This window comes from Pelatocladus sp. (assembly GCF_059505505.1).
On the sequence record NZ_JCACKS010000109.1, the window covers coordinates 30,228 to 52,500 of the forward strand.

The window sequence follows — 22,273 nt, forward strand, 5'->3', positions numbered from 1 at the left end:
CAGTAGAGACGTAGCAGTAGAGACGTAGCAGTAGAGACGTAGCAGTAGAGACGTAGCAGTAGAGACGTAGCAGTGCTACGTCTCTACATTCATGTTCGGAGATGTCTAATGAACATGATATTAATTTGCTCCTTCAATCGGCGCAAAACCTTGGCGTTGAATGTTCTCCGTTACCGTACGCGGTTCTAGAAATTGCAGCAAGTAATCAGGCCCACCAGCTTTAGAACCAACTCCAGAAAGTTTGAAACCACCAAAAGGCTGTCTTGCAACTATTGCACCAGTGATAGTGCGGTTAATGTACAAATTCCCGACTTCAAAATCTTCCTGAGCCTTTTGAATATGCGATGGTGTGCGAGAATAAAGTCCTCCAGTCAAAGCATAGTTAGTACCATTGGCGATTTCTAAAGCCTCCTGGAAACTGTTCGCCCGAATTACTGCTACAACTGGGCCAAATATTTCTTGTTGAGCAATTACCGCATTTGGAGATACATCCGCAAAGATAACTGGACCAATAAAATACCCATTATCCGGTGCTGGCATTTCCAAAGCAACCTTTGCTTCGGCTTTGCCTTTTTCGATATACTCACGAATGCGATCGCGTGCATTTGCATCAATCACAGGCCCTACCTGAGTACTCGGTAACTCTGTTTCTCCGATGTTTAGCGATTTTGTGGCTTCTACGAAACGCTGTACAAAGCTATCATAAATAGCTGTGTGAACAATCACCCGTGAACAAGCAGAACATTTTTGCCCGCTATAACCAAATGCTGATTGCACAACGCCCATGACAGCTTGGTCTAAATCAGCACTTTCATCTACAATAATTCCGTTCTTGCCGCCCATCTCAGCAATTACGCGCTTCATGTGCTTTTGACCAGGTTTAAGAATTGCTGCTTCTGCATAGATTCGACAGCCGACTTCTTGAGATCCAGTAAAGGCAATTACATGAGTATCTGCGTGATTCACCAAGTAGGCTCCAACCTGAGAACCCTTGCCTGGGACGTATTGAAATACACCTTTGGGGATGCCAGCGTCAACTAAGACTTCTGTTATTTTCGCTGCAATTACCGATGATGTTTCCGCAGGTTTGAGCAGAGTACAGTTACCAGCAACCAAGGCTGCGACTGTCATTCCTGTGGCGATCGCTAAGGGGAAATTCCAAGGAGAAATTACCACTGCGATTCCCCGTGGCTGGTAAATATAACTATTTATTTCGCCAGCAACGTCGTAATTGTAACCTTGATCCAGCCGTTCCATCTCTACAGCATAGTAGCGACAGAAATCAATCGCTTCACTGACTTCTGCGTCTGCTTCGCGCACTGGTTTACCAACTTCTAACACGATCCAAGCTGCAAGTTCTGCACGGCGCTGTTCCATTAAGTCAGCAGTTTTATACAAGATACCAGCACGTTGTTTGACGGGTGTTTTGCGCCAACTAGTAAACGCAGCTTTCGCAGCTTGCATAGCTTGTTCTGCTTGTTCGACGCTGAGAAGACCTATTTTACCAACTACTTCACTGTAATTTGAGGGGTTAACAGAATTGATAATTTCTTGGGTGTTAACATATTCACCATTAATTAACGGCAAATAGGTTTTACCAAGTTGTTGACGCACAGTTTGGAAAGCTTGTTGAGATTCCTGTCTGGATTCTGATTCAGCATAATCTGTATCTGCTGCACCTTGAAAAGAGGACGCAAAGAAAGGTTGATGGTTTACATCTTCTCCGCCTACTACTCCAGATTGTGTACTTATAAACTCTCTTCTCCCGTCTCCTCTTGCGACTTTGTTTTGTGTGTTTGCTACAAGTTCTCTTCTTCCATCTCCTCTTGCGACTTTCTCTTTGTCTGGTTGTCTTAAGGTTGGGGGTGCTAGTAGTTCTTCGACAGGACGATTTTCCAAATTTTGCCTTAAGAAAGAACTATTTGCAGTATTTTCTAGCAAACGACGAATTAGATACGCCATTCCGGGGAGAAGTTCGCCGTAGGGACAATAAACACGAACGCGATAACCTTGAGCGACTAAAGCTTTGGCGAGTTTGTCACCCATACCGTAGAGGACTTGCATTTCAAAGCAACGACTAGGGACTTGCAAACTTTGAGCGATCGCCATTGCAAAACTTTGCGATCGCACGTTATGGCTACCAATGGCAGCGTACACATATTGGTGATTTTCCAGCAACAATTGGGTAATATTTTCAAAGTTTGCATCTGTTGCGGCTTTGTCGTTGTAGACTGGCTGTGACCAATGTTTCTGTTCTGCTTTGATGGTTTCCTGGTCCCAGTACGCACCTTTTACTAGGCGAATTGTAATTGGATAACCACGCTGTTTTGCCCAGTCAATTAATGCTTTGGTATCTTGCTCGCTGTCACGCAGATATGCTTGGATAGTCATACCAATGTCTGTGCGAGTGCGAAACTCTGCTTCGAGCAAAAGTTTTTTGAGAATACTGAAGATTAAATCTTTGTACTCATACTGTTCCATATCAAAGTGAACAGCAACACCTAATTCCTTCGCACGACGTAACAAAATACGGATGCGATCGCTTACTCTTTCTTCACTACCTTCAGGATCTAATGAATCAAATTGGGAATAAAACGCCGTTAATTTCACAGAAACCTGAACTTTAGATAATGGTTCCCCATCTGCTTGATCAATCAATGGCACAGTTGCCCAATTCTTCGCTGCTTCTGCTAATTGTTGCATTAAATCAAGATAGCGTTCTAGGTAAGACTGTGCTTCTGTTTCGGTAATTACCGCCTCACCCAATAAATCTACGGTGAAAGCCATCTTGTCTTTACGTAGTCGCTCAATTGTTTTGAGTACCTGTTTGAGATTTTCTCCAGCAATATATTTATGAGCTAATGTTTCTACTGCTGTGGATACAGTTGTGGCAGCAACTTGCCCTGGCATAGAATCAGGATTGGCAAAATTTAACATCCCCTTCAGGGCTGCTGGTAATTCTACTGTTTCATCGCCTAAATATTCTTGTAAATGTGCGGCAATTTCTGCTTTGCTATGTAAAGCAGGTAAAGTATCTATAAAACGAAATAACTGCACCCGTAATCCAGGATTGCTCATCGCCCAAGCCAGCATTTTATCATCCCAGCGCATCTGGTCACGTAACGCCGAAAAGAAATTACGATTTTCCTGTGTCGCTCCTAGCAAGACTTTGGCAATTTCTTGGGTTTTTGCTTCGTAGGCGCTAGTTTTTACTTGTAAAACCACAGATAACAAACTCCTTATATGACAGTAATCAGTTACCAGTTACCAGTTACCAGTAATCAGTTAGCTTGTTCACTGATAACTGATTACTGATAACTGATTACTGACCCGTGTATTCTATTTTCGCTCTTTGATTTTGTCGCGACCACATCCAATGCGGTTCGGTTAAGAATTTTTCGTCATAATTTTGGTTATGTACCAGACGCGATATATCGCGTCTCTATAGGATTTAAATGTCAATCTATTTGTCTTATCTGAACCGTATTGCGACCACATCCAGATTGGTAGGATATTGCACAATTGTGAACAAGTAAGTTACTTTCTGGTGGTATTTGCTGTGTTTATACAATCTGAGTCCGGTATGACTGGATATACTACGACAGCTTAGGTAGCTCAAATCATAGAGTAATTTCTAGTACTCTGCTTTTTGCTGCATAATATGCGCCTGATTTCGATTTTTTTGTCAACAAGATTAGTAATTAATTAAAATTTTCACAAATTTTGCTCAAATTTTGCTCAAATTTTTTATTTTTGAATTGATATTTTGTTTTTATACTACTTCGTTGGGAGTATAATTTTTGTTCCCACTTAATTTGTAGTTAATCACGACTTCTCGAATAGATAAAAATGTATGATTTGAATCGTCTAACAAAAGAGAACTTGTTAAATTTTGCTGTGAAACTACGTAATCTGGATACAGATGCTGCCAGTATGGAGGCGATGGCAGTAAGTATGGTAAGCTATATATACAAAAATTTTGTCTTACCAGATGGTAGTCCTGCTTGTAGTTTAGTCAGATTTTTTAAAACCCATCCTTATGATGGTCTACCTGAAGATATTCAATTGGAAACAAAATCAATATTAAATGGACGTACTATAAATAGCGATACAAAGTGTCTAACATTGTTGGCAACAATGGGAGAAAATCCGCAATGGAACTCAAGGAAATTATCTCTAGGACATCAGGTGATCCCATTAATAGACCAAGATACTGTTGCTAAAATTCCGATGATTTCACAACTTATTTGGCAATTTGGTCTAGAAATAGAAAATGTTATTAAGCCAAAACCAGAAATAATCATAAATTTGGGCAAGAAAAATTTTAATGTATTTTATATTCCAGAAGCGATTAATAGTCCATATATTCCAGCCCAAACTCAATTTGTTATTCCCTATCAAATAAAATCTGTTTTGGGATTGGGAGGTATGCTGCCATCGGGTAATATTTTTGTCATGATTTTATTTTCTAAAGTCCAAATTCCTGTTGACTTAGCATACTTATTCAAATGGGTCGCTGTGTATGCTAGAGTTGCAGCAACTTCTGTTGAGAAGAAAGGAATTATTTTCGATAATACGCCAATAGATATTACAAATGTTTCCAAAAACTCTTCAAATAAACAGATACATCAAGTAATTAACTTCCAAGGTGCTAATCTGCAAGGAGTTAACTTCCAAGGTGCTAACCTGCAAGGAGCTAACTTCCAGGGTGCTAACTTGCAAGGAGCAATCATGCCTGATGGCAGTATTTATACAGCAAAATAGGGTCGGGGATCGGGGACAAGGGGACAAGGGAGCAGGGACAAAGGAGCAGGGAGAAGCGGAGAATAACCAATGCCAGATCCTCAATACCCTATTTTCATTCCCCGTTCCCTGTTCCCCAATCCCCGATCTCCCAATTCCCTAGCTTATGCATAAACATAGCTTTATGGTACTTTAAACTTAAGTACACATTTTGCAACAAATCACTTTGACCCTGATGACTGGAGAATAAAATCTTGGGAGTAGAACTACGCAGTTTCGTATTTCTCGATAGCTTGCAACCTCAACATGCAGCATATATGGGAACGGTAGCTCAAGGTTTTTTGCCATTACCTGGGGATACATCGCTGTGGATTGAAATTTCTCCTGGAATCGAGATTAATCGGATTACAGATGTCGCACTTAAATCAGCTTCTGTTCGTCCGGGAGTGCAGGTAGTAGAACGATTATACGGATTATTAGAAGTTCATTCTGGCTCTCAGGGTGAAACACGAGCTGCTGGTCAAGCAATTTTGGCGACACTCGGAGTTAGAAGAGAGGAATGTCTCAAACCGCGTGTTGTTTCTAGCCAAATTATCCGCAACATTGATGCTTATCAAACACAACTAATTAATCGCACACGCCGGGGACAATTATTACTGGCGGGACAGACATTATATGTGTTAGAAGTCGAGCCTGCTGCTTACGCCGCCCTCGCAGCCAATGAAGCAGAAAAAGCAGCAGCAATTAATATCCTAGAAGTTCAAGCTGTAGGTAGTTTTGGACGGCTTTACTTGGGTGGACAAGAAAGGGATATTCTTGCAGGTGCAGCTGGAGCATTAGCAGCAATTGAAAATGTCGCAGGTCGGACAAATCCCCTCGCAGTGCGTCAGGAATAAAGGAGAGAAAATGGCAAATCAAGAGCATCTGGCTTTACTGAAAGCTGGTGCAGTCATATGGATGGAGTGGAGAGAAAAAAACCCCAATATTGAACCAGACTTGAGTGGTGTTGATCTATATGAAGCAAATCTTATTGAAGCTAATCTGAGCTTAGTTAACTTCAGTGTTGCAAATTTAAGTTATGCCAAACTGACACAGGCGAACTTGAGTCAAGCCAATTTGATTGGAGTTAACTTAAGTCAAGCCAATCTCAAAAATGCTGTGCTTGCTGATGCTAACTTGATTGGGGCTGAGTTGAAAGGGGCGAACTTAAGAGGTGCTGATTTGGGTACAGCCAAGCTGCACCGCACTAACCTTTGTTTTGCCAACTTAATTGAAGCTAACTTAATTGAAGCAGATTTGAGCAAAGCAAACCTACACGAAGCAGAACTAATAGCAGCTTATCTTTATAAAGCTAATCTTTACCAAACAAATCTCAACAAAGCTCATTTGAGTGGTGCATACTTATTGCGGGCTAACCTAAGTGAGGCTGACTTGCGAGGTGCTGACTTACGATGGAGTAACCTCAAAGGAGCAAATTTAGCCGGGGCTGATCTCACAGGTGCTATTCTCACAGGAGCGCAGTTAACAGGTGCTAACTTCACAGGTACTATCTGTTAACTACCTACACTGATACCTTCAGGTACATTTAATTTATCGCGGCGTTGTTTTTGAATAAATGACCTAACAAAATATTTCATTTATTATAAAAAAATGGTGTCAATAGACACCATAAAAACGTTTCCAAACTGAGTTCTAAAACTCAGCATTCGCGCTTTACTTAGCAAAAACAGCGAATGCCGAGTTTAAGTACGTTTAACTTCACTTGTTTTTAAAGACACTGATATCAAGCGACCGCAAAAAGGTAGCAAACCAAAGGCGATCGCTTCTTTCTTTTGTTGCAACAATAGCACTGCTACTGTTTTATATCATAGCTCATTTAGCAGATAATTAGAATCTATAAAGCATCTTAAAAGATGTTTTTAATAGACTAGCGAATCTGAAGGCGTACTATAGGATGCGAAAGCGATGATGAATGGTAACGTGAGCAAACGATTTACAGTAACTCTTCCAGACTCAGTATTTGAAGATTTAGAAGTCTTGGCAGATGCACAAGGCAGACCAACAGCTAATCTAGCAGCTTTTTTGATTGAGATTGGGATTAGACAGGCTAAAGAAGGTGGCGAATTTCCAGAAAAACAAAAATCCTCTAAAGCTAAGAAAGCTAAAGAGGACAAATGATACATAATGGCAGCAATCTTAACAAGACACCAAGTCGAATGCTGATTAAATCAATATCAAGTTTTACAAGTTGTTTTGAAAAAGTTCTAGAACATGTTCCCAAGCATCAGGAGCAGCTTTGGGATTATAACTTGGGTGCTGCTCCATAAATGGGTACTGGTCTTTGAAAAATCCATGAAAAAAACCGTGTCCGGCGTCGTATCGAAATACACGATGATTGATGTTATGTTTCTTTAATTCTGCCTCGATTTGCTCGTTTTCCTCCTGAGAAACTAATGCATCTCTTGTACCAAAAAATACATAAATAGTACCTTTAATTTCAGAGGTGCGATTAATAGTTGGAGTTTCTTCACCATAACTAGAAGTAGTAATTCCGCCACCGTAGAACGAAGCTGTGGCTTTGATATCCGGTAAGGTTGCAGCCATGTAAGCAACATGACCACCAAAACAGAAACCAATGACACCAATTGCATCATCTTTGACATTGGGTAAAGCTTTGAGGTAGGCGATCGCAGCTTGAATATCACTAAGTATTTCTTGATACTTGACTTGTTGATAATATTGCAAACCAAGTTGATAGCCTTCTGGACTATAGCCAAAATCTTCTGGGCTATAATCAACCTCAAAACCAGGAGCAATACGTTGATAAAGCGCAGGTGCGATCGCTACATAACCTTGTTTTGCTATGAGTTCGGTAATCTCTCGAATGTTACTGTTGATTCCAAAAATTTCTGGAAAAACTATAACTGCGCCAAAGGTTCCTGGACTTGTTGGTTGAGCTAAGTAAGCATCAATTTCTAAGTTATTGTTGGGTACTTTGACTTTTGCTGTGTTAATTTCAATGTTTGTTTTTTGTATCATTTTTGTTCCCTCAGATATTGCACTAGCTCTGTCAAAGTGTAACGTTAGCTCACTCTTCCGCTTCCTCGCTCTTCTGGATAATCACTATTACAAACTGTCTCGAATAGTAGTCCTTTGTAGCAACTATCCTGAGTTAGTGATAGAGGCTGTAGCCTGATAAGAGTATGTCTTTTGAAAAATACGTACTTAAGTATTTTCACGGTAGATGCCCTATCTGATACTAAAGACATTTTATAGTGCTTCTTGACCGCACACTATCTAGCTTTTTCCCAAATAAAGAAAAAATGTTACATAATATTGTCCAGATATACTATCTTAACGTTGGTCAGGACAGTAATAATCAAGACTTTACTAAACAATCAATTGCTTTAAAATAGTTATGTTTTAAGCCAAGCTACCAAAAGGCTTGGAACAAAACCTCAAAAAACTAACTCAGGATTTAAGTAGTTTTAATAACTTAGTATATTTACTTAAAAAAAACTACTTTGATCATTAATAAATTTAAATAAGACTGCATCAAAGAATCTATATGAGTAGCAGTATTTACATTCGGTTGGTGAGATTTTTTCATTAGGACTGCACTAAAGCTACGTTGATCTAGCTGCAATCATGTTCACAAAAGTTATTCACCCTTTTGGGTGAATACGATCGCACCCAGAAAAATCTACTCTGAAAGCAGAAGACTGGTTTGAAGTGCAAGATTCAGATTTAGCAAGTTTATTTATTTGTAGAGACAATTTAAAATCAAGTGACCAGGATGCTTATATAAATAAAGATTTTCCCAATTTTTTATTTTTAATTTCTTATTTTGAATTATTTACTTGGGATGGATTGCAGATGAAGACTACAAATCGCAAGCTAAGGGAGGAGGAATTGCATCAGGCTGAGGCGCGTTATCAGGCGATTTTAAATGCGATCCCTGATACGATGTTTTGTATCAGCCGTGATGGAGAGTATTTAGATTTCAAGAGTGAGTGTATCACACAAGAGATTGTTGGTAAAAACTTGTGGGATATTTTGCCTGACAATGTAGCCGTGATCAAGCAAGAAGCGATCGCTAAAACTTTGGCTGCGAACACTTTACAAGTTTGTGAATATCAACTGTCAACGCCTTTGGGAATGCGAGATTATCAAGCACGGTTAGTCAAAATTGGTGAAAACGAAGTCTTAGCAATAGTCCGAGATATTACCGAACCTAAACAAACAGAAATTGCTTTGCAAAGTTTGGCTGAAAAATTTTCTAAAGCTTTTCGTTGTAGTCCCGATCCAATCACAATTAGCACACTTCAAGAAGGACGCTACATAGAAGTTAACGATAGTTTTGTGCTACTTAGTGGTTATCAACCTTCAGAAGTGATTGGACGTACAGCTTTTGAGTTGGATATTTGGGTAAATCCAAGCGATCGCACAAATTTACTGCAACAGTTGCAAAATCAAGGATCTATTCGCAACCAAGAAATTAGATTTCGGAAAAAATCTGGTGAAGTAATCTTAGTACAAGTTGCGGCAGAAGTGATTGAGTTAGATGGTATCCCTTGCTTACTTGCAATCAGTCGCGACATCACTGAACGTAAACAAACCGAGGAATTATTGCGCCTATCTTCTCAACGCGATCGCTTGTTAGCAAAAACATTAATGCGAATTCGCCAATCTCTCAACCTAGACGAAATTCTGCAAAATACTGTTAGTGAAGTTCGGCAATTTTTGCAAGCGGACAGGGTATTTATTGCCCTTAATGATAGCCATGATTTATTTAAGATGATAGCCGAGTCAGTCGATCCGCAATACCCATCTGTTCTGAGTTGGAAGAAAAAAGATCAAAGTCTTTTGCAAGAATTAAGAACCAAACTCTTAACAGATCAGGTGCGTGTAGTTGAAGACATTACCCAAATAGCAGTATCTCCACAACTAGCAGCACTATATCAGCAATTTCAAACTAAAGCTAGCTTGGCTGTACCGATTATGCTAGGTAAAGAATTGTTTGGTGCGTTAATTGCTAACTCTTGTGCTAAACCACGCTATTGGCAAGAAATAGAAATAAATTTACTCCAACAACTCTCACAACAGCTAGCTATTGCTATTCAGCAAGCGCAACTTTACCAACAACTCGAACAACTCAATAATAATTTAGAACGGCAAGTAGAAGAACGCACTGCTCAATTACAGCAGAAAATGCAAGAACTGCAAGAAATTAGCCGAGTCAAAGACGTACTTTTGCACGCAGTTTCCCATGATTTGCGAACTACCGTGATGGGTAATTTAATGGTACTGAAGAATTTGCTTAAAAGTCAGGGAGTGAGGGAACAAGGGAGTAGTTTTTCATTTTTGTCTAGTTTGTCTTCTCCCAATCCCCAATCCCCATTCCCCAGTTCTCAATCTCCAATCCCCAATCCCCATTACCCCTTATCCCCAGAGGGGGCCCCACCTGCCCCTTATCCCCAAAGGGGACCCCTACCTTCCCCAATCCCCATTCCTCGTTCAATTATTGATCGCATGATTCAAGGTAACGATCGCCAACTACGAATGATTGATTCATTACTGGAAATACATTCAACTGAAGTAGAGGGAATTACTCTAAATCAAGAAATCATCAAATTTAATATATTTATTCGAGAAGTAATCAAAAATATCGAGCCAATGTTAAGGCAGAATCAGTCACAATTAAAAACATTGTTGGCTAGAGATTTACCGTTAGTATCTGCTGATTCTGTAAAATTACATAAAATATTCGTCAATTTATTTACTTACATTCTCCAAAGTAACCCACCAGGTATAAACCTCCAACTTACTGCCAAAGTACAAGCAGATATGATTCGTTGTAGCATTAAATTTAACGGTACTCAAATGAGTAAACTGGAGTGCGATCGCCTATTCGAGTTATATGTTCACGACCCACAAGCACGGTTTTCTACAGGTATTGGCTTAAAGATGTATCTGTCTCGACAAATTATTAAGGCACATGGTGGCGAAATTGGCGTTGAGAGTCATCGTCAGCGTGGAGTAATTTTTTGGTTTACACTACCAATGATAAAAGACAAATGACCTATGACAAACCTCACTATATAGTTAACTTTATTTGTGCCAAACTACTTATAAGCGATTTGGTCACAACTAATGAAGACCATATGGAAAATATTGCGGAAATGGCGAAAAAAAGTTGTTTTTCGGCAAAATCAAACGCCAATAGCAGATTACATTGCCAATGAATATCAAAATTGGTGCAATAATTTTTTATGGCAGAGATTAGGTTTATTGTTATGGCTGGGTCTAATCTGCATCTTAACGTTTACATTGCGAGACGTTTATAACTTTTTCTTCCCTCTCAAAGAATTGCAAAAGCTACCAGAGGTATTCAGAACTCAAGCGCTATTCATAGATATTGCTATGTTTCTGAGTCTGGGTTTGTGCATGGCTTTACGTCAAACAAAATTTGGTTGTCAGCATCCAGGAATAGTATTTTTAATTTCATCTTGGTCAATAAATCTCATTCCCCAAATTTTTGCTACTCTCAAAGGTTTTGCACTACCTGACACTTTGGGTTGGTCGCTTTTGTTCCTCAGTCAAGCGACATTTTTACCTGTACGCTGGATTCTACATTTAACATCTCAACTAGGGTTATTTATTTACTATTTTGGTCTAAATACAACACTGGGGCTAAAATTACCACTACCAGAACATACGGAGTTATATAATGTCACCTTTATTTTATATTTGTTCTGGTTTTGTGCTATTTGTAATCTTGGTGTTTATTTATATGATCGCTTACAACGCTCTGAATTCTATGCTCGTAAAGAACTGGAATTTGCCTATCAAAAATTAAGAGTGACGGAAGCAAAATATCGCAGTATATTTGAAAACGCTGTTGAAGGCATTTTCCAAAGTACTCCCGATGGACGTTACATTACTGCGAATCCGACATTAGCAGGTATTTATGGATATTCATCTTCAACAGATGTAACAACAAATTTCACTGATATAGAACATCAGCTTTATGTTGATCCCCAGCGACGTGCAGAGTTTGTGCGCTTAATTGAACAATACGGAAAAGTGTCTGAATTTGAGTCACAAATTTATCGTCAAGATGGTAGTATCGTTTGGATTTCGGAAAAAGCATACGCAGTTCGTGACGAAAATGGGAAGCTACTTTACTACGAAGGACTAATAGAAGATATTACTAAACGTAAGCAAGCTGAGGCAGCTTTACAAGAACAATTAGATTTTTTACAAGTTTTAATTGATACTATTCCGACACCAGTTTTTTATAAAAATGCTGAAGGTTTTTATCTAGGTTGTAACAAAGCTTTTGAGGAAGTTTTAGGACTCAAGAAAGAGCAAATTATTGGCAAAACAGAATCTGATTTATCACCTAAAGAATTAGCAGAAAAATATCAACAAGCAGATACAAATTTATTTGTACAACGAGGTGTGCAGAGTTACGAAGATTCAGTGATGTACAAAGATGGTAAAAAACACAATGTGATTTTTTACAAAGCAACTTTTTGCAAAGCAGACGGATCTCTTGGTGGTTTAGTGGGAGTAATTTTAGATATTAGCGATCGCAAACGCACCGAAGAAGCACTACGAGTATTTGTCCATGCAGTTTCCCATGATTTACGCAACCCGGTTTTGGGTACACTCATGGTGTTAAATAATTTACTTGCACGTCCATCCTCTATTCCTGTTCCTCGGTCAATTTTAGAACGGATGCAACAAAGCAGTGAGCGACAGTTAAATTTAATTAACTCACTGATGGAAGCTCATATGAGTGAAGTGCAAGGTATTGTTTTGCAACGTCAATCTGTAAGATTGCACAAAATTGTCGAAGATGCGATCGCTGATCTACAACCAATGTTGGCAGAAAATCAAGTCACTTTGACCGACTTAGTGAAAGATCAACTACCCTTAGTGAGTGGTGATCCAACGCAATTATGGCGAGTATTTTCTAATTTAATTGTCAATGCAGTTAAACATAATCCTCCAGGATTGAGTATAACCATTAATGCGATCGCCCAGGAAGATAAAATTTATTGCACAGTTACCGATAATGGTGTGGGTTTGAGTCAAAAACAGTCCGAAAGATTATTTGATTTATACTTCCGGAGTAGCAATAACCGCAATTCTCTCAGCTTAGGATTAGGATTATATCTGTGCAAGCGCATTATCAATGCTCACAACGGAGAAATTGGTGTTGATAGCACACCAAATACAGGCGCAACTTTTTGGTTTACGTTACCCGTTAATCAAGAATCTTAGGGGTAAACAATACGTGCAGACAAATCCCTTTTCTTGGAATGCAGATCAATTGCATCCCAATCATCTTTTCAAATGCTAAAGTACACACAAGTCAAAATTTTTCATGTTGAAACTGTATCCCGCCTAGAACTAAAGTTCCAGGCTCATAGCGAAAGTCCACTCAAGTGGACTGGAACAAACTTTTTTTGAGTCCTCTTCAGAGGACTTGCGCTATGAGACTCGGAATTTATTCCGAGGCGGTACAGATGCGCTCAACCTAGATTTGTGTGTACTTAGAGAGACAAATTAATCAAGCTTTCAAAAGTCGAGTTCCGAGAGGAATTGAAAAAGACGCCTCAAGCTAGCTATTGATTTAAAGCGCAACATGGGGGAAACCCCCATAGACGCGCCTTCTTTGGGTTCCCGTAGGGTAGACCGCGCTGTCCCACTGCTTGTGCGTATACCCGTAGCGTCTCCTCTGGAGAATCCCCGATCCCTCAGAATTTCACATCTAAATCAACCCCCAATGCTTCTTCAATTTTGCGAAGATTCTCAATGGAAAGCGCTCCTTTGAGAGTTTCCTTTTCGATGTCATACCAGTAGGTGCGCGACACACCAACCTCATCACATATCTGTTCGAGAGATTTCCTGGAATCTAGTCGAGCTTGCTTGATGCGATCGCCCAAACCTTCAATTTCAATTTCTTTGACTTGTCTTATTCGCATGATCGCACTTATTACAAAACGACCTAAATAGAGTAAAAAATTAACTCATTATTTTATATTAAACCATAAATTTTTAGCTTGCTAACTAAGAATTTTTAGTGCTATATAAAAAATATAGAGAAGGCGCTCCGGACTCACAATCTCAAGCGCCTCTCTATCCCAAAACAATTGTTCATCGTTTTGATTATTCAAGATTGTAGCAATGACACAACCATTTTTTTGCTAAACACCTACTAGAGGCTTTGTAAATTTAGCTTACGCTCGCAAAGTTTGCTTTCGGAAGATAAATTATAACATGCTTTGGCAATTTTCCTGCGTCATCATTTATATCTATCAAAACAAAAATAGCTGATGTCTTGGCTCCTGTATGGATTTTGCCAAAATCAGCTTGTAGATAACTAATCATTACTCCTCAAAAAGAAATCAAATGTCGAATTTTGAACTGGTTTTGAAACTACTGCTGCAATTGACAGTTATTTTAGCGGCTTGTCGCATCGTCACTATTCTGGGAAAGCGTTTTCTTGGACAAACAGATGTAGTGTGTGAAATGATCGCAGGGGTAATGTTAGGGCCATCACTGTTTGGGGCGATCGCACCTAGTCTACAGCAATGGCTATTTCCTAAAGCACCACTGATACTAGCGACTGGAGAAAAGATTCCCAACCCTTCAATGTCAATTCTCTTTGCGATTAGTCAGATTGGGCTAGTGCTATATATGTTCTTGATTGGGGTAGAATTTAACACCGATCTGATTAAGCAACGAATCAAAAGTGCAGGTTTGGTTTCTGGAGCAGGGATACTTGCACCCTTTAGTTTAGGCGCGATCGCAGCTTTCTTTTTATACGGTCAAGCTGAACTTTTTAAAGTAGGAGTTACACCTTGGGCGGCTGCATTATATTTGGGCGCTTCGATGTCCATCACAGCTTTTCCGATGTTAGCCCGGATGTTGTATGAACGTGGGATCGCAAAAACTCGCTTTGGGACATTAGCCTTAGCAGCAGGTTCAATGGACGATGCAACTGCATGGTGTTTGCTAGCGATTGTATTGGCAAGTTTGCAAGCTGATGCAAGTATTGCAGCTTTTGCCATTGGTGGTGGTTTAACCTATGTTTTACTGACTATTTTTATTGGGCGACCGACATTAAAGATTTTTACGCGGATGACAAAGCGTGATGGTGGCTTAAAAATCCAAACTTTGATTTTAGTATTGATAGTTTTAATGTTCTGTTCCTGGTTAACAGATGCAATTAAATTGTATGCGGTTTTTGGTGCATTTATCTTGGGTACAGCAATGCCACGGGGTGAATTTGCCGAACAACTTCGCGATCGCCTCGAATATTTGACCACTGCATTTTTATTACCTATCTTTTTTGTGTTCTCTGGATTAAGCACTCAACTTGGATTGGTAAATACACCATATTTATGGGCAATCACAGCTTTAATTGTGGCGATCGCTATTTTTGGTAAAGGTATCGCTTGTATGCTTGCAGCCAAAATCGCCGGAGAAACTTGGCGTGAGTCTGCAACCATCGGTGCTTTGATGAATGCGCGGGGTTTGATGGAGTTAATTATTCTCAATATTGGTTTAGAGCAAGGTATAATCACTCCAACTTTATTCACCATCATGGTGATTATGGCTATTGTTACTACTTTAATGGCATCACCATTAGTTAACATGTTTTTAAAAGGTACAGTATACGAACAATCGTCAGTTCAACAACTACCAAATGTATAAATAAATTTTGTTGGTTGTTGATACTTGTTGGGAGAAATTGATCAACAACCCTACCTTACTCATAATAACGAGCATAATTAATCTTACATTTCGTCATTCGATTTTTGATTTTGGTTTACCCTTCCTTGAAGCTGCTATCGCCTCTATGGATTTTGGATTGACTCCACAGATAAATCTAGAGGATTCTACCATCAAAGAAGTATCAATCATCAATTAACATGCAATATTTCTGTTGCTATTTGATTTTTTAATTGTAATAACAATTAACATCACATTTGAACAATAATTGCATCTATGTGAGCCATAAAGGTTGACATTTTCAAGCGATTTAAAGAATTATCTAAGGGACACCGGATAGTCGCTTGTGAGGTAACTATGCACACAGTTGTTCTCGTTTTAATTGAGGTGCTGATTGTCATTGGACTGTCTCGGCTAGTAGGATTAGGATTCCGGTGGATTAACCAACCATTAGTCATCGGAGAGATTGTAGCCGGAATTATGCTCGGTCCTTCTCTATTTGGTTTGGTTGCTCCAGAACTATCAGCTACCTTGTTTCCCCCTGAAACAGTTCCTTTTTTAAATGTTTTGTCTCAGGTTGGGTTAATATTTTTCATGTTTCTCATCGGGCTTGAGTTAAATCCCAAATACCTTAGTGGTAATTTGGAAGTTGCAGTTTTGACCTCACATGTCAGTATTTTAGTACCGTTTTCTTTGGGAACTCTATTAGCGGTACTGCTTTATCCGTTAATTTCTAACGCCAGTGTCTCCTTTACCGCCTTTGCTCTATTTTTGGGAGCAGCAATGTCAATTACTGCTTTTCCAGTTTTGGCGCGAATCATCACAGAAAATAACCTCCAAGGAACACGCTTGGGGACATTGGCGTTAACTTGTGCTGCTGTGGATGATGTAACAGCCTGGTGCGTTTTGGCTGTCGCGATCGCAGTCGCACGCACAGGTAGTATTACTGGTGCTTTTCCTACTATCGTTGAAAGTTTGCTATACATCGGCGTCATGGTGACATTGGGAAGAAGTTTTCTCTCTCGCCTTGCTACTTACTATCGCCGCAATAAACGCCTCAATCAATTGGTTTTAGCGTTAATTTATGCAGGAGTAGTTGCTTCAGCCTTAATCACCGAATTAATTGGTATTCACTTGATTTTTGGAGCATTTTTACTAGGAGCAATAATGCCAAAAAATGCTGGTTTGGTTAGAGAAATAGCGGTGAAAACAGAAGATTTTGTTTTGATTTTTCTTCTGCCAGTGTTTTTTGCTTATAGTGGTTTGAGGACGCAAATTGGTCTACTCAACAGTCCGGAATTGTGGTTACTATCCGTATTGGTGCTAGCAGTAGCGATCGCAGGCAAATATGTTGGCACATATGTAGCAGCTAGAGTTAGTGGTATTAACAAACGAGAAGCATCCGCACTTGGTTGGTTAATGAACACTCGCGGTTTAACTGAGCTAATTGTACTCAACATTGGTTTGGAGTTGGGAGTAATTTCACCGTTACTCTTCACCATGTTGGTAATTATGGCTTTAGTTACTACATTTATGACCTCACCACTATTAGAGTGGACTTATCCCAAAAAGCTCATCAAGTTGAATTTAGTAGAGACAGAACCAGAAACAGATATTGATGCTGATATTTCTGATCGTCCCTATAGAGTTCTAGTGCCAGTAGCGAACCCAGATACCCAAAAAGGTTTATTACAATTAGCAGTAGCGATCGCAGTGAATTATCAACAACCTGCTATTGTTAATCCCCTTTGTCTGATTGAACTACAAGAAGATTATGCTTATGAGAGTACACCAGTCGAGGCAAACCGATTAATTCAAGAACGACATCAGCTTTTAGATGAATTGATTCAACGTCTGGAACCACCAGCAGCACGTTCTTATGTTCATCCCATAGTTCGTGTCTCCAACAACGTTGCACGGGAAACCATACAGATAGCTGCACTCGAACAAGCAGATTTAGTAGTTGTCGGATGGCACCGTCCCGCTTTTAGTAATAATCGCTTAGGTGGACGAGTTGGTCAAATTCTCACAGCTGCCACGGTTGATGTTGCAGTATTTATTGATCGAGGGCAAGAACGATTAGAAACTTTGTTAGTACCCTATTCTGGTAACATCCATGATGATTTGGCACTGATTCTGGCTTTGAGATTATTAGTAAATCGTGATACTTGTAATTTGCAAGTATTACAGGTGCTATCAGCTCATCAAGTCAAAGACGAATTAAGTTATGAACTGCAAACATTAATGGAGCAAATGCCTAGTAGTGTGAGCGATCGCATTAGCATCAATACAATTGAAGCCACAGATCCTATGCAAGCCGTAGTTGCAGCTTCCCAAGGCGTTGACCTCACAATTGCAGGCGCTAGCCGTACCTGGGGCATAGAACGCCAAACACTGGGAAGATATACAGATGAACTAGCGATCGAATGTCGTTCCTCGCTGCTCATTACCCGTCGTTACAGCAAAGTCATTTCTCATCTTACCTCTGTTCTGACTGAGCCTAAGTCAGAAGTTACAACTTAGAAATTAAGTAGTGGTTATTTGTCCTTGGTCATTGGTTATTAGTAATGTGGGACACTGAAATTTACGTTTCGTAACTCGTGTTCTGTTTACTCCCACTGACTTAGAGGTTGTTTGAAAAGTGATTGGCTGTAATTTTAATTACATTATTACCCCCCTTAATCCCCCCTTATAAAGGGGGGAAACAAGAGAAATCCGGTTCCCTCCCCTTTACAAGGGGAGGGTTAGGGTGGGGTAAAAAATATTTGATACATCAATCATGACTTTTCAAACATCCTCTTAACTTATAAATTATGAATGATGAATTACAAAAAGCTTCATCATTCATAATTTATAATTCATAATTTATCTTAAATTATTACTATATAATTATTTGTATGAATCATTTACATTTCAAATCTCTAACTTTTTATAGTGTGACAATATGTTCAGTCTTATTATTATTTAAAACAGTAACTACTTATGGAGAAAATAATTTAAAAGCTCCTCCCTCTCTCAAAGAAAGTTATAGTCTGGCTTTTGGAGAAAAATTGCCTAATTGTAATCAACCAGACACCGTTATCTTAAATATTCATCAATCAGGTGTGTACTTAAATGGAGTTTTAGTACCAGCAAATATTAATTTGCAACAACAATCTATTATAGACGACCATCCTACTCTCACTGGTAGATATAAAAACAAAAATATTAGCTTTTCGGGACAAATTCCTAATTATATCCTTTGCAAAAATACAGATGCAACAGATAAAAAAACTCATAGAATAATCAGTCTACAAATGCAAATAGAAAAACAAGATAATTTAATTGGGCAGATGTCAATCAGTGGTATTAATAAAGCTATTAAAGTTAGTGCTGTGCCTCAAAAAAATCAAGACAAGCCAACAAATTCAAGTAGCCATTGAAATTTTATATAGAGCGCATCTGTACCGCCTAGAACTAAAGTTCTAGGCGGGATACAGTTTCAACATGAAAAATTTTGACTTGTGTGTACACCGTAGCGCTACGCGTTTTGAAAAACATCTTTTTTTAAACTGGGCTTTAGACTCAGAGCTAGAGTATCAATTAATACTTTTAAACCTAAGTGCCTTCTGCCCACCTACGGAAGCCGCTTCGCGTCTACGATCCTCTACCTTTCTTTGTAACAACGAAAGTCAGAGGTAATGTATATATTTCGTTGATGAGATATTCAAGACTTTTTTCAGATGTTGGTTCCTGATGGGAATCCTAATATGAAATAGACATCTCCGAAAAAGAATATAAAAGCCTTGTGCAGTCAGGGTCGATACCTCATTTCTGGAGATGTCTAATATATAGCAGTTCTCGGTTGTGTCCAATACGTACCCCACCCCTTAATCCCCTCCCCGCTTGCGCTTAGGGGAGGTTTTGCGTCAGCAAAGCCGGGGTGGGGTTCCGACTGTATTGCATGCAATCGAGTGAGAAGTGCTATATTTCTAGCGCTTTTATCGAATTAATTAGAGCAGTAAAGGCACAATTACACCATCACGGCTAGGAGACTATTATGGCATCAGGAATGATGATCGCAGGTAAATGGATAACTGATGGGAATGAGCAAAATCAAAGCGGTGAGTTCCATGAGATACCAACAACGTTTCGCGATCGCGTGAGTGCAGATGGAACTAGCGGGTTTAAGACAGAAGTAAGACGCTATCACCTCTACGTTTCCTTGGGGTGTCCGTGGGCGCATCGTACCTTAATTATGCGAGAACTCAAAGGATTAAATGATGTAATCTCAGTCTCTATCGTCGATCCGATTATGAGTGACAAGGGTTGGATGTTTTCTGAAGCACCTGGAGCTATTCCCGATTTTGTAAATCACGCACAGTATTTACAAGATATCTACCTAAAAGCCGATCCCAAATATACAGGGCGAGTCACTGTTCCAGTGTTGTGGGATCAGCAAACTCAAACCATTGTCAACAACGAATCTCGCGAAATCATGCGGATGTTTGATGTAGAGTTTGCTTCCTTAGCAACGCAGAAAATAGATTTATACCCACGCGACCTACAACAACAGATTGATCAAACGATTGATGCAATTTATCTACCAATCAATGCTGGTGTATATCGCGCTGGTTTTGCGACTTCACAAACAGCCTATGAAGATGCGGTAACAGAACTCTTCGAGAATTTAGACCGATGGGAAATCATTCTGAGCAAGCAGCGCTATTTATGTGGGGAGCAACTTACAGAAGCTGATATTTGTATGTTTACAACACTGTATCGCTTTGATTCAGTGTATTACGGTCACTTTAAGTGCAATTTGCGGCGAATTATCGACTATCCAAACCTTTGGAATTATCTAAAGGATCTATATCAGCGTCCTGAGTTTAAAGCGACATGCAATAACGATTATATCAAGCGCGGCTATTACATGAGTATGACCGATATTAATCCCAATCGAATTGTGCCGAAGGGTCCAATCATCAATTTTGACGAAGGACACGATCGCTTCGCACTTAGATAAAAATGGTGCAATAATAGTGTCTCGATATTTACTAAAATAAAATAATGAGAAATCGATTAAAAAACAAGCTTTTATTTCAAATTAGCTTGTTTAGCCTATACACAGCATTGACTCTCGAAGCTGGTAGTAGCAACGCTGTACCAGTATCGAAATTAAAAGATTGGCGTTTTGACCCACAAACATCACAGCTAGAAATTACTCTCTCCGCACCTTCACAACCGCGCTACTTTTTTCTCTCCCAACCCTCCCGCATAGTTGTAGATTTACCAGGTACTAAATTGGGTTATGTTTCTACTCAACAAAATTTCTCTGGGGCGATAAAAAGTATTCGTGTCTCGCAATTAAATGCAGATGTGACTCGCCTTGTTATGGACTTAACGCCAGGTACTTTTATAAATCTTAATCAGGTGCAACTACAACCTGTTTCTCCACAAAATCCTACACGTTGGGTTCTACGTCCTGTTAACGTGAGCAACAATACATACTCAACACCCACAAACCTTTTTCCTGCATATCAGCAGACACCAAATCCAGGTTTATACAACCCACCTCCACCTTCTAACAATCAGCCTCTTCCAACCACAAGTTACTACAATCAACAACCAACAACTAATAACCAACTACCAATTATCAATAATCAACCATCAACAACTAATAACCAACTACCAATCATCAATAATCAACCATCAACAACTAACAATCAACAGCAGCCTTTAGTAACTGTTCCACCCCTGCTTCCGAATAACTCTTCTCAACCGCCAAATTCTACTCTTCCTCCGGCGATTTTTCCTAACCAGTCTGGTAATCTCAATAATATTCCTTTTTTCCCCACACCAAACTTACCAAACTACCCACTTCCTGACGCCTCTAATAGTCAAATTATCAATCCTAATTCACAAACAATTGAGTTTGGTCAACCTCTACCTAATAACACTCGATAAAAACAAATAACAAATGACCAATGACAAATAACTTCTTACTAAAATCTGTCTGTTTCTATAGATGGTGCAACTGCTCCTGGATCAGTAACAAAGAAGTTTTTAGCCGCATCGTTCTGGTAAACACAATTAATATCAGGTTTTTCACTCAAGTTACCCGTAAAACCAAAGGTATTCAAACGGTTCTTGCAATCTCTTACCTGGTCAGATGTCACTAGATTTCTTTGTCTTAAAATCTCCCAGTTACTGGTACGTAGAACGCATCCCGGACGCATACTCGGTTGAGAAACATAAACATTAAAGGGGTTGAGTGTTACAAATAACCTAGTATCCATGACCATAGCACTCGCTCCGTACTGCACACAAATCTCAGGGTTTGGTGCTTTGGTATCAATAAATTCACGCGAAGCTACGTTAGTTGGTGTAAATGTCGCTGTAGAGCTAAAAGCAATACCAATCCCTATACCCAAAACAAACACCCCTCCCAATATTGCTATGGTGGTGAAATTAAACATTGGGGATTGGAAAATAGAGGGTTTAGGAGGTGTATTTGTTCTACCAGCAGGTTTACGTCTCATTGTCGCTTTATTCTCTTTACATTTTGGACGGTCGGGAGTGGCTTGAGTTCCTCTCCTTATATATATCAGTATGCCTATTCTTAGCTCTTATTGTCTGTAAATCAAGTTTTGGATTCGTAAATCAGGTTTTTGAGTTTTAAATCAAGTTTTTGAGTTGGAAATCAGGTTTTTGAGTTGGAAATCAAGTTTTTGAGTTGGAAATCAGGTTTTTGAGTTGGAAATCAGGTTTTTGAGTTGGAAATCAGGTTTTTGAGTTGGAA

General features: G+C 39.3%; 15 protein-coding genes. 11 read left to right on the top strand and 4 right to left on the bottom strand.

What is annotated here, in order from left to right; all coding sequences use genetic code 11:
• Positions 1–120 precede the first annotated feature (120 nt).
• Positions 121–3,225, bottom strand: a complete 3,105-nt coding sequence (gene pruA, locus AC5JMK_RS10340) for an L-glutamate gamma-semialdehyde dehydrogenase (protein WP_096674999.1) — start codon at positions 3,223–3,225, stop codon at positions 121–123.
• A gap of 624 nt (positions 3,226–3,849) precedes the next feature.
• On the opposite strand from pruA, the gene AC5JMK_RS10345 reads away from it, so the two are divergent.
• The 4 genes from AC5JMK_RS10345 to AC5JMK_RS10360 all read left to right on the top strand — a co-directional run bounded on the left by AC5JMK_RS10345 (position 3,850) and on the right by AC5JMK_RS10360 (position 6,921).
• Positions 3,850–4,764: a pentapeptide repeat-containing protein gene (locus AC5JMK_RS10345; RefSeq protein WP_096674998.1), complete on the top strand. Its 915-nt coding sequence runs from the start codon at positions 3,850–3,852 to the stop codon at positions 4,762–4,764.
• Between the two features lie 233 nt (positions 4,765–4,997).
• Positions 4,998–5,639, top strand: a complete 642-nt coding sequence (gene ccmP / locus AC5JMK_RS10350; RefSeq protein WP_096674997.1) for a beta-carboxysome protein CcmP — start codon at positions 4,998–5,000, stop codon at positions 5,637–5,639.
• Between the two features lie 10 nt (positions 5,640–5,649).
• A complete protein-coding gene (locus AC5JMK_RS10355) occupies positions 5,650–6,300 on the top strand; it encodes a pentapeptide repeat-containing protein (protein ID WP_096674996.1) in 651 nt (216 codons plus the stop codon).
• 408 nt (positions 6,301–6,708) lie between these two features.
• Complete coding sequence (locus AC5JMK_RS10360; RefSeq protein WP_495910019.1) at positions 6,709–6,921, top strand: ribbon-helix-helix domain-containing protein; 213 nt, start codon at positions 6,709–6,711, stop codon at positions 6,919–6,921.
• Positions 6,922–6,984: 63 nt separating this feature from the next.
• Here AC5JMK_RS10360 and AC5JMK_RS10365 read toward each other — a convergent pair whose 3' ends face one another.
• Positions 6,985–7,782 (bottom strand): dienelactone hydrolase family protein, encoded by a 798-nt coding sequence (locus AC5JMK_RS10365; RefSeq protein WP_096674994.1) that lies wholly within the window; start codon positions 7,780–7,782, stop codon positions 6,985–6,987.
• Between the two features lie 837 nt (positions 7,783–8,619).
• On the opposite strand from AC5JMK_RS10365, the gene AC5JMK_RS10370 reads away from it, so the two are divergent.
• Together AC5JMK_RS10370 and AC5JMK_RS10375 are read left to right on the top strand one after the other, a co-directional pair.
• Positions 8,620–10,824, top strand: coding sequence for a sensor histidine kinase (locus AC5JMK_RS10370; RefSeq protein ID WP_495910020.1), 2,205 nt, complete (start codon positions 8,620–8,622; stop codon positions 10,822–10,824).
• A gap of 72 nt (positions 10,825–10,896) precedes the next feature.
• A complete protein-coding gene (locus AC5JMK_RS10375; RefSeq protein WP_096674993.1) occupies positions 10,897–13,035 on the top strand; it encodes a PAS domain S-box protein in 2,139 nt (712 codons plus the stop codon).
• Between the two features lie 476 nt (positions 13,036–13,511).
• On the opposite strand, the gene AC5JMK_RS10380 is transcribed toward AC5JMK_RS10375, so the two are convergent.
• Entirely contained in the window at positions 13,512–13,739 is a 228-nt protein-coding gene (locus AC5JMK_RS10380; RefSeq protein WP_016861702.1) for a helix-turn-helix domain-containing protein, read from the bottom strand.
• 427 nt (positions 13,740–14,166) lie between these two features.
• Between AC5JMK_RS10380 and AC5JMK_RS10385 the strand changes: the two genes are divergently transcribed.
• The 5 genes from AC5JMK_RS10385 to AC5JMK_RS10405 all read left to right on the top strand — a co-directional run bounded on the left by AC5JMK_RS10385 (position 14,167) and on the right by AC5JMK_RS10405 (position 21,438).
• A complete protein-coding gene (locus tag AC5JMK_RS10385) occupies positions 14,167–15,474 on the top strand; it encodes a cation:proton antiporter (protein WP_096674992.1) in 1,308 nt (435 codons plus the stop codon).
• 375 nt (positions 15,475–15,849) lie between these two features.
• The gene (locus AC5JMK_RS10390; protein ID WP_096674991.1) at positions 15,850–18,015 is read left to right on the top strand and encodes a cation:proton antiporter; all 2,166 of its coding nucleotides are present in this window, start codon (positions 15,850–15,852) and stop codon (positions 18,013–18,015) included.
• Between the two features lie 374 nt (positions 18,016–18,389).
• The gene (locus AC5JMK_RS10395; RefSeq protein ID WP_495910021.1) at positions 18,390–18,914 is read left to right on the top strand and encodes a hypothetical protein; all 525 of its coding nucleotides are present in this window, start codon (positions 18,390–18,392) and stop codon (positions 18,912–18,914) included.
• A gap of 617 nt (positions 18,915–19,531) precedes the next feature.
• On the top strand, positions 19,532–20,497 hold the full coding sequence (locus AC5JMK_RS10400; protein WP_096674989.1) for a glutathione S-transferase family protein: 966 nt from the start codon (positions 19,532–19,534) through the stop codon (positions 20,495–20,497).
• Between the two features lie 44 nt (positions 20,498–20,541).
• Positions 20,542–21,438 (top strand): AMIN domain-containing protein, encoded by an 897-nt coding sequence (locus AC5JMK_RS10405; protein ID WP_096674988.1) that lies wholly within the window; start codon positions 20,542–20,544, stop codon positions 21,436–21,438.
• Between the two features lie 38 nt (positions 21,439–21,476).
• Here the strand turns inward: AC5JMK_RS10405 and AC5JMK_RS10410 are convergent, their stop codons facing one another.
• Positions 21,477–22,013, bottom strand: coding sequence for a DUF3172 domain-containing protein (locus AC5JMK_RS10410; protein ID WP_096674987.1), 537 nt, complete (start codon positions 22,011–22,013; stop codon positions 21,477–21,479).
• Positions 22,014–22,273 lie beyond the last annotated feature (260 nt).